The sequence below is a fragment of the Salipiger bermudensis genome, from assembly GCF_017309175.1.
Lineage (GTDB): Bacteria > Pseudomonadota > Alphaproteobacteria > Rhodobacterales > Rhodobacteraceae > Salipiger > Salipiger bermudensis.
Map to the genome: position 1 here is coordinate 210,316 of NZ_JAEKJV010000003.1, position 13,543 is coordinate 223,858.

At 65.7% G+C, this 13,543-nt stretch carries 10 protein-coding genes; 8 read left to right on the plus strand and 2 right to left on the minus strand.

The window, feature by feature from the left end; genetic code table 11:
• Nucleotide 1 precedes the first annotated feature (1 nt).
• From JF542_RS05805 to JF542_RS05840, 8 genes are all read left to right on the plus strand, one after another.
• On the plus strand, nt 2-1,798 hold the full coding sequence (locus tag JF542_RS05805; protein ID WP_207075091.1) for an IlvD/Edd family dehydratase: 1,797 nt from the start codon (nt 2-4) through the stop codon (nt 1,796-1,798).
• 421 nt (nt 1,799-2,219) lie between these two features.
• A complete protein-coding gene (gene glpD / locus JF542_RS05810; RefSeq protein WP_207075092.1) occupies nt 2,220-3,815 on the plus strand; it encodes a glycerol-3-phosphate dehydrogenase in 1,596 nt (531 codons plus the stop codon).
• A gap of 12 nt (nt 3,816-3,827) precedes the next feature.
• A complete protein-coding gene (locus JF542_RS05815; protein WP_207075093.1) occupies nt 3,828-4,916 on the plus strand; it encodes an ATP-binding cassette domain-containing protein in 1,089 nt (362 codons plus the stop codon).
• A 12-nt stretch (nt 4,917-4,928) separates the two neighbouring features.
• On the plus strand, nt 4,929-6,005 hold the full coding sequence (locus JF542_RS05820; protein WP_207075094.1) for an ABC transporter ATP-binding protein: 1,077 nt from the start codon (nt 4,929-4,931) through the stop codon (nt 6,003-6,005).
• 136 nt (nt 6,006-6,141) lie between these two features.
• Nucleotides 6,142-7,011, plus strand: coding sequence for a carbohydrate ABC transporter permease (locus tag JF542_RS05825; protein ID WP_207075095.1), 870 nt, complete (start codon nt 6,142-6,144; stop codon nt 7,009-7,011).
• 1 nt (nt 7,012) lies between these two features.
• The gene (locus tag JF542_RS05830) at nt 7,013-7,876 is read left to right on the plus strand and encodes a carbohydrate ABC transporter permease (RefSeq protein WP_007802786.1); all 864 of its coding nucleotides are present in this window, start codon (nt 7,013-7,015) and stop codon (nt 7,874-7,876) included.
• Nucleotides 7,877-8,074: 198 nt separating this feature from the next.
• Nucleotides 8,075-8,350 (plus strand): DUF2160 domain-containing protein, encoded by a 276-nt coding sequence (locus JF542_RS05835; RefSeq protein ID WP_007802785.1) that lies wholly within the window; start codon nt 8,075-8,077, stop codon nt 8,348-8,350.
• Nucleotides 8,351-8,432: 82 nt separating this feature from the next.
• Complete coding sequence (locus tag JF542_RS05840; RefSeq protein ID WP_207075096.1) at nt 8,433-10,157, plus strand: ABC transporter substrate-binding protein; 1,725 nt, start codon at nt 8,433-8,435, stop codon at nt 10,155-10,157.
• A gap of 250 nt (nt 10,158-10,407) precedes the next feature.
• On the opposite strand, the gene JF542_RS05845 is transcribed toward JF542_RS05840, so the two are convergent.
• Both JF542_RS05845 and JF542_RS05850 read right to left on the minus strand, forming a co-directional pair.
• Nucleotides 10,408-11,760 (minus strand): cytochrome c, encoded by a 1,353-nt coding sequence (locus JF542_RS05845; RefSeq protein WP_207075097.1) that lies wholly within the window; start codon nt 11,758-11,760, stop codon nt 10,408-10,410.
• An 11-nt stretch (nt 11,761-11,771) separates the two neighbouring features.
• Complete coding sequence (locus tag JF542_RS05850) at nt 11,772-13,541, minus strand: GMC family oxidoreductase (protein WP_207075098.1); 1,770 nt, start codon at nt 13,539-13,541, stop codon at nt 11,772-11,774.
• Nucleotides 13,542-13,543: the final 2 nt, after the last annotated feature.

Sequence of the window (13,543 nt, forward strand, 5' to 3'; positions counted from 1 at the left end):
CATGACCGACAACACCCGCAAGCCGCTTCGCTCGGAGAGCTGGTTCAACGATCTGGGCGATCCGGAAATGACCGCCCTCTATCTCGAGCGCTACCTCAACTACGGGCTCACGCTCGAAGAGCTGCGCTCGGGCAAGCCGATCATCGGCATCGCCCAGACCGGCTCGGACCTGTCGCCCTGCAACCGCCACCACGTGGAGCTCGCCAAGCGCACCCGGGATGGCATCCGGGCCCAGGGCGGCATCCCGCTCGAGATCCCGGTGCACCCGATCCAGGAGACCGGCAAGCGGCCCACGGCGATGCTGGACCGCAACCTCGCCTACCTGAGCCTCGTCGAGAGCCTCTTCGGCTACCCGATCGACGGCGTGGTGCTGACCATCGGCTGCGACAAGACCACCCCGGCGCTCTTGATGGCCGCCGCCACGGTCAACATCCCCGCCATCGCCTTCTCGGTCGGCCCGATGCTGAACGGCTGGCACAAGGGCGAGCGCGCGGGCTCGGGCGCGGTGATCTGGAAGGCGCGCGAGAAATATGCCGCCGGCGAGATCGACGGCGAGGGGTTCCTCAACATGGCCGCCGCCTCGGCGCCGTCGGTGGGCTATTGCAACACCATGGGCACCGCCTCGACGATGAACTCGCTGGCCGAGGTGCTGGGGATGCAACTGCCGGGCTCGGCCTCGATCCCCGCGCCCTATCGCGAGCGCGGCCAGATGGCCTATTACACCGGCTGCCGCATCGTCGACATGGTGCACGAGGATCTGCGCCCGTCGCAGATCATGACCCGTGAGGCGTTCGAGAACGCCATCGTGGTCAACTCCGCCATCGGCGGCTCGACCAATGCGCCAATCCACCTCGTCGCCATCGCCAAGCATCTTGGCATCGAGATCAGCAATGCCGACTGGGAAACCCACGGTTACAAGATCCCGCTGCTGGCCAATGTGCAGCCGGCGGGCGAGTACCTCTCGGAAGACTTCCACCTCGCCGGCGGCCTGCCGGCGGTGGTGGCCGAGCTGCTGCGCGGCGGGCTGGTTCCGCATCCCGATGCGGTGACCGTGACCGGCGAGGGCTTCGGCCAGCTCTACACCGACGCGCCGTGCGAGAACGACGACGTCATCCGCCCGCTCGACCGCGCGCTCACCCCCGAGGCCGGCTTCCTCAACATGACCGGCAACCTTTTCGACACCGCGATCATGAAGACCTCGGTGATCACGCAGGAGTTCCGCGACCGTTACCTGTCCAATGCCGACGATCCGATGGCCTTCGAAGGCCCGGCCTTCGTCTTCGACGGGCCCGAGGATTTTCACAAGCGTATCGACGATCCGGCGCTGAACATCACCGCCGACAGCATCCTCGTGATGCGCGGCGCAGGACCGAAGGGCTATCCCGGCGGCGCCGAAGTGGTGAACATGCGCCCGCCCTCCTACCTGATCAAGCAGGGCATCCGCGGCCTGCCCTGCATGGGCGACGGGCGCCAGTCCGGCACCTCGGGCTCGGCTTCGATCCTCAACGCCTCGCCCGAGGCGGCGGATGGCGGCAACCTCGCGATCCTGCGCGATGGGGACCGGCTGCGCGTCGACCTCAACACCCGGCAGGTGCAGCTTCAGCTCTCGGAGGCCGAGATCGCCGAGCGCCGCGCCGCGCTCGAGGCCGAGGGCGGCTACAAGGTGCCCGAGAGCCAGTCGCCCTGGCAGGCGATCTTCCGCGACCGGGTGCGGCAGTTCTCGGACGGCATGGTGCTCGAGGGCGCCGACCAGTTCCGCGACATCGGCAACAAGGTCATGCCGCGCCACAGCCACTGAGCGCGCCCCTTTTCGAATGCCTGCTGCGCCCCGGCCCTCGGTCGGGGCGCAGCCGCGTTTTGGCCCCGCTGCGCGGCAAACGCGCCGAGTCTCACGCCAGGCCGCCCATCCCCCGGACTTGCAATGCGGTTTCACGCCACCGGCGCGGCGTTTCCACAGCCGAAATTTTCGCTTTTGTTCGCTTTATGGAAAAGCGCGCCAACGGGCACTCTGACGCTAGGGAAACTCGCCTTCAATGAACGCCAATGCGTGCTTGTGAGCTCAACAGGCATCGATAACATATCGCTAATACCGAATGTTATCATTGTGACCATATATATTTCAATAACTTAGCATAAACCGAACATAAGCGAAAATTTACGCTTGCGAACGCGCCCTCAATCAAGCAGGTTACCGCTCACGCCAAGGTGAGGAGGAGCTTGTGCGCGACAGCCACGACATCGACGTGGTCGATCTGTTCGTGATCGGCGGCGGCATCAACGGATGCGGCATCTCGCGCGATGCGGCGGGGCGCGGGCTCTCGGTCCGCTTGGCCGAGATGGGCGATCTCGCCTCGGCAACCTCTTCGGCCTCCACCAAGCTGTTCCACGGCGGGCTGCGCTACCTCGAGTATTTCGAGTTCCGGCTGGTGCGCGAGGCGCTGATCGAGCGCGAGGTGCTGCTGCGCGCCATGCCGCATATCAGCTGGCCGATGCGCTTCGTGCTGCCCTATCACCCGTCGATGCGTTTCGAGAGTGACACGCCCACCTCGAAGCTGCTGACCAAGGTCATGCCGTGGATGAAGGGCCGCCGCCCGGCCTGGCTGATCCGCCTGGGTCTGTTCATGTACGACCATCTGGGCGGGCGAAAGATTCTACCGGGCACCTCTACGGTCTCGCTCAAGGGCACGCCCGAGGGCGCTCCGCTGGTCGACCGGCTCGAGACCGCCTACGAATATTCCGACTGCTGGATCGAGGACTCGCGGCTCGTGGTGCTGAACGCCCGCGACGCCGAGGCGCGCGGCGCCGAGATCCTGACCCGGACCAAGGTGCTCTCGGCCGCGCGCGACGGAGACCTGTGGCTGATCGACACGCAGGACGCAGAGACGGGCGAGATGCGCACCCATCGGGCCCGGATGCTGGTCAATGCCGGCGGGCCGTGGGTCGGCGACATCATCCGCAGCAAGGTCCGGCTCAACACCCGCGAGGGCATCCGGCTGGTGCGCGGCTCGCATATCGTGACGCGCCGCCTTTATGATCACGACAAGTGCTACTTCTTTCAGGGCACCGACGGGCGGATCATCTTTTCGATCCCCTACGAGACCGACTACACCCTGATCGGCACCACCGACGCGGCGCACGCCGACCCCTCGCAGCGCCCGGTCTGCACCCCGGAAGAGCGCGCCTACCTGCTCGAGTTCGCCAACCGGTATTTCAAGCGGGCGATCGACGAGGACGACATCGTCTGGAGCTATTCCGGCGTGCGCCCGCTCTATGACGACGGCGCCAGCAGTGCCACCGCGGCGACCCGCGACTACACGCTCAAGGTCGAGGCCGAGGGCGGCGCGCCGCTGCTCAACGTCTTCGGCGGCAAGATCACCACCTATCGCCGCCTCGCCGAGAGCGCGCTCGAGAAGATCGGTGAACACCTGACCGTCGCAGAGGGCCCATGGACCGCCGGCGTGCCGCTGCCCGGCGGCGATTTCCCGGTCGACGGGGTCGACCGGCTGGTCTCGGATCTCGCAAGCGCCCACCCCTATCTCTCGCCGTTCCATGCCCGCCGGCTGGTGCGGGCCTATGGCACCGAGGCCGCCGAGATGCTGAAGGGCGCCAAGACGCTGGCGGATCTTGGCGAAGATTTTGGCGCCACGCTGACCGCGACCGAGGTCGCGTGGCTGATGAGCAAGGAATACGCGCGCACCGCCGAGGACGTGGTGTGGCGCCGCAACAAGCTGGGCCTGCGCCTGTCCGAGGACGAGGTCGCGCGGCTCGACCGCTGGATGGGCGCGCGCCGGCGCGCCGCTGCGGCGGCGGAATAGGGAGGACGACCGGTGACACTGGAACTCAAGGGCGTGTCGAAGGTGGTGGAGGGACAGACCCATATCCACCCCACCGACCTGACGCTGGAAAAGGGCACGATGAACGTGCTGCTCGGGCCGACCACGGCCGGGAAGACCTCTCTGATGCGGCTGATGGCCGGGCTCGACGTGCCCAATAGCGGCCAGATCCTGTGGCAGGGCGAGGACGTGACCGGCCAGCGCGTGCAGGACCGCAAGGTGGCGATGGTCTACCAGCAGTTCATCAATTACCCGTCGATGAGCGTCTACGACAACATCGCCTCGCCGATGAAGTTGATGGGCGTCTCCGCCAAGGAGATCGACACCCGGGTGCGCGAAACCGCCGAGATGATGAAGCTCACCCCGATGCTCGACCGCAAGCCGCTCGAGCTTTCGGGCGGCCAGCAGCAGCGCTGCGCATTGGCGCGCGCTCTGGTCAAGAATGCCGGTCTGGTGCTGCTCGACGAGCCGCTGGCCAATCTCGACTACAAGCTGCGCGAGGAGCTGCGGCAGGAGATCCCCAAGATCTTCGAGGCCTCGGGCTCGATCTTCGTCTACGCCACCACCGAGCCGGAGGAGGCGCTTCTGCTCGGCGGCAACGTCGCCACGCTCTGGGAAGGCCGTATCACGCAGTTCGGACCCACCCCGCGGGTCTACCGCCAACCGGTCGACGCCACCACGGCGCGGGTGTTCTCGGATCCGCCGATGAACTTCCTCGCCGTCTCCAAGACCAGCGACCGGCTGATGTTCGGCGACGGCCAGAGCGCGCCGGCGCTCGGCAAGCTCGCGGAGCTGCCGGACGGGCGCTACACCGCCGGCTTCCGGCCCAACCATCTCGAGATCATGAGCCACGGCACGGAGGCGATGAAGTTCACCGCCAAGCTGCAGGTGACCGAGCTGACCGGCTCCGAGACCTTCGTGCATCTCGACCACCACGGCGAGCGCTGGGTCGGGCTGATCCACGGCGTGCACGACCTGACGCTGGGCGCCGATCTCGACGTCTGGCTCGACGCGCGGCACGTCTACATCTTCGGCGAGGACGGCGCGCTGGTCGCGCCCGCCGCCTACGCGCTGGCCGCCTGAGGGGAGAGGACCATGGCAAAGATCACGCTCGACAACCTCGCCCACAGCTACAAGCCCAACCCGGCGACGGAAGACGACTACGCCTTGAAGGAGCTGAACCACGACTGGGTCGATGGCGAGGCCTACGCGCTGCTCGGTTCCTCGGGCTGCGGCAAGTCCACCCTGCTCAACATCATCTCAGGCCTGCTGACGCCGTCGCAGGGGCGCATCCTCTTCGACGGCAAGGATGTCACCCGCGCCCCCACCGCCGAGCGCAACATCGCGCAGGTGTTCCAGTTCCCGGTGGTCTACGACACCATGACGGTGCACGACAATCTCGCTTTCCCGCTGCGCAACCGCGGTCGTGACGAGGCCTATGTGGCCGAGCGCGTCAACGAGATCGCCAAGATGATCGGCATGGAACACATGCTCCGCCGCAAGGCGCGCGGTCTCGGCGCGGACGAGAAGCAGAAGATCAGCCTCGGGCGCGGCATGGTGCGCAAGGACGTGAACGCGCTGCTCTTCGACGAGCCGCTGACGGTGATCGACCCGCACATGAAATGGGAGCTGCGCACCCAGCTCAAGCGGCTGCACCACGAGTTCGGCCACACGATGATCTACGTCACCCACGACCAGACCGAGGCGCTGACCTTCGCCGACAAGGTGGTGGTGATGTATGACGGCCGCGTGGTCCAGATCGGCACGCCCGAAGAGCTTTTCGAGCGGCCCGAGCACACCTTCGTGGGCTATTTCATCGGCTCGCCGGGTATGAACGTGATCCCCGCCCGCGTCGAGGGCGCGACCGCCCATGTGGGCGGCGCCGAGATCGCGCTGGGGCAGGGTTACGGCGCGCTCTCGGGCAAGGTCGAGATCGGCATCCGCCCGGAATTCGCCCGCCTGTCGCAGACCGAGGGCCTGCCGGTGAAGGTGCGCCGGGTCGAGGATGTGGGCCGGCACAAGATCATCCGAGCCGACATGTTCGGACAGGAGATCAACATCATCGCCGGCGAGGACGACCGCATCAGCCCCGACATGAACCGGGTGAGCTTCGATGCCTCGCAGGTCAACGTCTATGCCGACGACTGGCGCGTGAAGGGGGCGGCCGCATGATGCAGCATTCCCCCTTCCCCGTCGTCCTCGGGCTTGCCCCGAGGATCTCCAACTCAACGCGCACGCACTCGGCCCGAGATCCTCGGGTCGGACCCGAGGATGACAGCGCGACCCGTCAAACCGGGGGACATAACCGATGAACAAGACCGTCAATCAGAAAGCCTGGTTCCTCGTGCTGCCGGTGCTGATCCTCGTGGCCTTCTCGGCGGTGATCCCGCTGATGACCGTGGTCAACTACTCGGTGCAGGACACCTTCGGCAACAACCAGTTCTTCTGGGCCGGGCTCGAGTGGTTCGAGGAAATGCTGCACGATGACCGCATGTGGAACGCGCTGAAACGGCAGCTGCTGTTCTCGGGCATCATTCTCGCCATCGAGATCCCGCTGGGCATCTTCGTGGCGCTCAACATGCCGAAATCCGGCTTCTGGTCGAGCTTCTGCCTCGTGCTGATGTCGCTGCCGCTGCTGATCCCGTGGAACGTGGTCGGCACGATCTGGCAGATCTTCGGCCGCGTCGATATCGGCCTGCTGGGCTACGTGCTCGACCGCCTCGGCATCGATTACAACTACACGCAGGACACGCTCGACGCCTGGATCACCATCATCGTGATGGATGTCTGGCACTGGACCTCGCTGGTGGCGCTGCTCGCCTTCGCCGGTCTCAAGTCGATCCCCGACGCCTATTACCAGGCCGCCAAGATCGACCAGGCCAGCCGCTGGAAGGTGTTCCGCTACATCGAGCTGCCCAAGATGATGGGCGTGCTGATGATCGCCATCCTGCTGCGCTTCATGGACAGCTTCATGATCTACACCGAGCCCTTCGTGGTCACCGGGGGCGGCCCCGGCAACGCCACCACGCTGCTCTCCATCGATCTGGTGAAGATGGCTTTGGGGCAGTTCGACCTCGGCCCGGCGGCGGCGTTCTCGCTGATGTATTTCCTCGTGATCCTGCTGATCAGCTGGGTGTTCTACACCGTGATGGTCAATCTCGACAAGAAGGGCATGTGACATGACCGACAGCGCCATTCCCGAGAATCTCACCGCCGGCGGGGACACCACCCGCAAACGCGTGCGCGTCAACAAGAGCGCGCTGGTGATGGGGGCCTACCTGCTCTTCCTGATGCTGCCGATCTACTGGCTGCTCAACATGAGCCTCAAGACCAATGCCGAGATCCTCAACGATTTCACCCTGTTCCCGCGCGACCTGACGCTGGCCAACTACCGCACGATCCTCACCGATCCGAGCTGGTATCTGGGCTACGTCAACTCGCTGATCTACGTGGTGATGAACACGGTGATCTCGCTTCTTGTGGCGCTGCCGGCGGCCTATGCCTTCTCGCGCTACAGCTTCATGGGCGACAAGCACCTGTTCTTCTGGCTGCTGACCAACCGCATGGCGCCCCCGGCGGTCTTCGCGCTGCCGTTCTTCCAGCTCTATTCCTCGGTGGGTCTCTTCGACACCCATATCGCGGTGGCGCTGGCGCATTGCCTGTTCAACGTGCCGCTGGCGGTGTGGATCCTCGAGGGTTTCATGCGCGGCGTGCCCAAGGAGATCGACGAGACCGCCTATATCGACGGCTACTCGTTCGGGAAGTTCTTCGTGAAGATCTTCATGCCCCTGATTGCGAGCGGCATCGGCGTGGCGGCGTTCTTCTGCTTCATGTTCTCGTGGGTCGAGCTGCTGCTGTCGCGCACCCTGACCACCGTGGACGCCAAGCCCATCGCCGCGATCATGACCCGGACGCAGGGCGCCTCGGGCATCGACTGGGGTGTGCTGGCGGCGGCGGGCATCCTGACCATCGTGCCGGGCGCGCTGGTGATCTACTTCGTGCGCAACTACATCGCCAAGGGCTTCGCCCTGGGGAGGGTGTGATGACGGCCTTCACAAAGGCGCGCATGCGCCGGGCCCGACCTCGGGAGGGCGTCATCGCCAGCCCGGCGGTCGCACTCCAAAGCACCACTGCCACGCGCGCATTCATCGACCCAACAAAGGCCCTCCCGGGGGGGAGGTCGGGCCTGGCGCATGCGCGCCGGTTGCACCCGATGGCCAGCCTTCGAAAGGAGACCTGACATGGACTGGATGGCATGGACCTGGCCAACCGCGATCTTCTTCATGGTGATCGCCTCGCTGCTGATCGTCTTCACGATCCTCGCGATCAAGTTCCCCGAAACGCCGCGCGTCGGCGTGCTGCGGATCGAGACCACGCGCGGCGACCGGCTCTTCATCACGCTTCTGGGCAGCGCCTTCATCAACCTCGCCTGGCTGGGGCTCGTCGGAGCCGACACCCAGCCCTGGGCGCTGGCGGTTTGCCTGGCCTACGCCGCAGCGGTGTTCCGCTGGGTCTAGGCGCCCGAGACGGCCGGGGCAGACGGCAGGAGACCGCCCACCCCGGAACACGACATGACAAGTTCAAACTAGGGAGGACCACATGAACTTGACCCTGAAATCCACCACCGCGCTGGCGCTCGCGCTCAGCCTCACCGGAGGGGCCGCGCTTGCGGGGATGGACGAAGCCCGCGCCTTCCTCGATGCCGAGATCGGCGACATGTCGGTGCTGACCCGCGAAGAGCAGGAAGCCGAGATGCAGTGGTACATCGATGCCGCCAAGCAGTTCGAGGGCATGGACATCAAGGTGGTCTCCGAGACCATCACCACGCATGAATACGAGAGCCAGGTTCTGGCCAAGGCGTTCAGCGAGATCACCGGCATCAACCTCACCCACGACCTGATCGGCGAAGGCGACGTGGTCGAGAAGCTGCAGACGCAGATGCAGTCGGGCGAGAACATCTACGATGCCTATGTCAACGACAGCGACCTGATCGGCACACACTGGCGCTACCAGCAGGCCCGCAGCCTGACCGACTGGATGGCCAACGAGGGCGCCGACGTGACCTCGCCGACGCTGGATCTCGACGACTACATCGGCACCGAGTTCACCACCGCCCCCGATGGCGAGCTCTACCAGCTGCCCGACCAGCAATTCGCGAACCTCTACTGGTTCCGCTACGACTGGTTCAACGACGAGAAGAACCAGGCCGACTTCAAGGAGGCCTATGGCTACGATCTCGGCGTGCCGGTGAACTGGTCCGCCTACGAGGACATCGCCGAGTTCTTCACCGGCCGCGACCTGTCGCACATGGGCGTCGAGGACGAGATCTATGGCAACATGGATTACGGCAAGAAGGACCCTTCGCTCGGCTGGCGCTACACCGATGCATGGCTGTCGATGGCGGGTGCCGGATCGAAGGGTGAGCCGAACGGCCTGCCGGTCGACGAATGGGGCATCCGCGTCAACGAGAACTCGCAGCCGGTGGGCTCGTGCGTTGCCCGTGGCGGCGCCACCAATGGTCCGGCCGCGGTCTATGCCATCACCAAGGCGATCGAGTGGCTCGAGAAGTATACCCCGCCGGCAGCCGCAGGCATGACCTTCTCCGAGGCCGGCCCGGTTCCGGCTCAGGGCAACATCGCGCAGCAGATGTTCTGGTACACCGCCTTCACCGCCGACATGGTCGGTGACGGGGCCGACGCGGTGCTGAACGAGGACGGCACGCCCAAGTGGCGCATGGCCCCCTCGCCGCACGGCGTCTACTGGGAGGAAGGCACCAAGATCGGCTACCAGGACGTGGGCTCCTGGACGCTGATGAAGTCGACCCCCGACGATCGCGCCAAGGCGGCCTGGCTCTATGCCCAGTTCGTCACCTCCAAGACCGTGGACGTGAAGAAGGCCCATGTCGGCCTGACCTTCATCCGCGAGTCGACGATCCAGCACGAGAGCTTCACCGAGCGCGCCCCGATGCTTGGCGGCCTGGTCGAGTTCTACCGCTCGCCCGCGCGCACCGCGTGGTCGCCGACCGGCACCAACGTGCCGGACTACCCCAAGCTCGCGCAGCTTTGGTGGCAGAACATCGGCGACGCCATGTCGGGCGCCAAGACCCCGCAGGAAGCGCTTGATGCGCTCTGCGAAGATCAGGAGCGCGTGATGGAGCGTCTCGAGCGCGCCGGCATCCAGGGCGATATCGGCCCGGTGATGAACGACGAGCAGGATCCGGAGTACTGGCTCAGCCAAGAAGGTTCGCCCAAGGCGGCGCTGGAGAACGAGGACGAAGAGCCCAAGACGATCTCCTATGACGAACTGCTGAAGTCCTGGCAGTAAGCCAGCGGCTGACCGGCGCGCTTGCGCGCCGGTCGCGACAGGATCGGGCCGCGCCTTCGGGCGCGGCTTTCTTGTCTTCGTGGGCGCGCGTGTGTCTTTCAAGGCGCTCACCCGCGAGGTGCGGCACCCTGCGGCTTTGCCTCCGCGCCGGCTTGCGTACCGGCCCTCGCCGCAAAGCGAACGTCCTGTGAGAATGAAAAAGGGCCGCAGCGTTTCCGCCACGGCCCCTCTTTCGTCTCGGCGGGCATGCTCAGTGCCCGTGATCGGCCTCGCGCACGGTGGCCACGTCCGCGGCCGTCACCGCGGAGGCGTCGTTGCCCCATGCCCCGCGCAGCCACGTCACCAGTTCCGCGACCTCGTCGTCGGACATCCGGTCGGCATAGCCCTGCATGCGCAGCGCCATCGGACGCTTGGCCGTCGAGGGCACCTCGGCGCCGTTCAGGATCACCGAGATCAGCGGCATGGTTTCCGAGCCGACCACCATCGAGTTGCCCTGCAGCTCGGGGAAGATCTCGGGCGCACCCTTGCCGGTTGCGAAGTGACAGCCGACGCAGTTGTCCATGTAGAGACGCGCACCGAGCGGCATGTCGGGATCCGCCGAGGCCAGCATCTCGGTGGTCACCGAACCGGCGCTGTCCGCAGTCGGCACCTCGATCGCTCCTGCCGCGGTCGCAAAGCTCTCGGGCAGGTCCACCGCGTCGCCGTCGATCCCCTTGAGGAAGGCGGCCATCGCGAGGTTGTCCTCGTCGGTCAGCTTCTGAAGCGAGTGCTCGACCACGAGACCCATCTCGCCATTGGCGGTGGAGTGGGCGTTGCGGCCGGTAGCGAGGTAGGCGGCAAGCTCGCCCACCGACCACTTGGCAAGGTCCGTTCCTTCGCCGCGCAGCGCCGGGGCGTTCCAGCCGTCGATCACGCCACCCGCGAGGAAGCTGTCCTCGTCCGCGGTCACGCCGTCCTGCGACATGAACACGCTGCGCGGGCTGTGACAGGCCGCGCAGTGGCCCGGCCCCTCGACGAGGTACTGGCCGCGCTGCTGCAGTTCCGGCCCATCCGCCGGGGTGAAGCCCGGACCGTGGGTCAGCGCCAGCCAGTTCCACGCCCGGATGCCGAAGCGCAGGTTGAACGGGAAGCTGAGCTCGGTTTCCTGAACCTCGTTCGAGACCGGCTCGACCTCGGTCATGATGTATTCGTAGAGGGCACGGATGTCCTCTTCGGTCATCAGCCGGTAGTTCTCGTAGGGCATCGCCGGGTAGAGATGGGTGCCGTCGGGCTCGAGCCCGTCGATCATCGCGGCGCGGAAATCGGCATAGGACCAGTCACCGATCCCGGTCTCGGGATCGGGGGTGATATTGGTCGACCAGATCGTGCCCATGGGGCTGGCGATGGCCCGGCCACCGGCGAGGCTCTCGCCGTCATCCGAGGTGTGGCAGGCAACGCAGTCCGAGGCGTGCAGGACGTATTCGCCCTGCCCCTCTGCCGGTTCCCAGTCGGCGGCAAGCGCCTCGGCCGGCTGGGTGCGTTGCACCGGCACGAAGATGAAGGCCAGAAGCGCGACCACGCCGACAAGGGCGAGGCCCGCGACGATGCGGAGAAAGGTTTTCATCTACGTTCTCCTCAGACCAGCGGACGCGGGTTGGACAGGTACTGGGTGCGGATCGCATTCACCGTGTGGTAGGCCAGACCGCCGACAAGGCCGGTCGGGTTGTACTGGGTGTTCTGCACGAAGTTGCCCGCGCCCATGGCGAAGACGTTGTGCGCCTTCCAGCTCTGGCAGTAGCGGTTGACCGCGCCCTCGCGGGCGTTCTCGGACATGATGTGGCCACCGGTGTTGTGCGTGGTCTGGTAGGGGCGAACGTCGTATTCCGCGCCCTCACCCTTGAAGCCCGAGCGCATCGAGTCCGGGTTCATCGAGGCCGCCAGCGGCTCCATCTTCGACTTCATGAACTGGTTCATCTTCAGGTCGTTGTCCTGCCAGTTGAACGTCATCCGCATCAGCGGCCGGCCATGCCGGTCGGTGTAGGTCGGATCGAGGTCGAGGTGGTTGTTGGCATAGGCCATGTGCGAGCCGTGCGAGCCGATCGACATGGCGTGGCCGTAGTTCTCGCCGATCGCCTGCTTCCAGCCCGCACCCCAGCTCGGCGTGCCCGCCGGCAGCGGCATGTTGCGGATCGGCTGGCCGTTGAACGTGCCCGAGCGCCAGTAGGAGCCACCGATGAAGCCCTCGGCGCCGAAATCGTTCTGCGAAATCGAGAAATCGTCGATGCAGATGCCGTTGGCACCGTGGCCGACGAAGGGATTGAACTCCTCGTCGCGGAAGAACATCGAGATGCCGCCGTTCATCTGGTAGGCGTAGTTCTTGCCCAGCGTGCCCTCGCCGGTCAGCGGGTCATAGGCTTCGCCCAAGCCCGAGAGCAGCATCAGGTGCACGTTGTTGAGCTGGTAGCTCGACAGGATGACGATGTCGGCCGGCTGGAAGACCTCTTCCTGTGCCGCCTCGTCCCAGTAGGTGACGCCGGTCGCGGTCTGGCCATCCTCGGCCAGCTCCACGCGGAGCACCTCGGACTGGGTGCGGTACTCGAAATTCGGGTAGCGCTTGAGCGCGCCGAGGATGGTGGTCTGCGGCGAGGACTTGGAATACTGGTAACAGCCGTAACGCTCGCAGAAGCCGCAGAAATTGCACGGCCCCATCTGCATCCCGTAGGGGTTCACATAGGAGGTCGAGGCAATGCCCGCCGAGGCCGGGAACGGGTGGTAGCCCATCGCGGTAGCCGCCTCGCGGAACTTCGAGCTGTCATAGGTGGTGGGCATCGGCGGCATCGGGAAGTCTTCCGAACGCCAGCCCTCGAACGGGTTGCCGCCCTCGCGGATCTCGCCGTTGAGGTTGCCGGCGTAGCCGGAGATGCCCGCGACCTTCTCGAACTGCGTGAAGAACGGCTCGAGCTCGTCATAGCTCACCGGGTAGTCGCCGAGGTTCATGCCCTCGGGGATGATGTCGGCGCCGAAGGTCTCCTCGACATAGGAGCGCAGCCGCATCTCGACTTCCTGCGGACGCCAGTTGAGGCCGTTCCAGTGGGTGCCGGCGCCGCCAACGCCGTTGCCCGGCAGGAAGGAGCCGAGCTGGCGGTAGGGCAGCGCCGTCTCGTCGCCGTTGCGGCGCACGGTGACGGTCTGCTGCGACGGCTTCTGCATCATCTTCAGACGCACGCCGTATTTCAGCTCGTCGATCTGCTGCGGGTATTCGAAGTTCGGGACCGTGTTCTGGTCATGGCCACGCTCGAGCGCGACGATGTCGAGCCCTTCCTGCGCCAGTTCGATGCCGGCGATCGAGCCGGTCCATCCGAGGCCGACGATGACCACGTCCTTTTTCTTTTCCTGACGTGCCATGG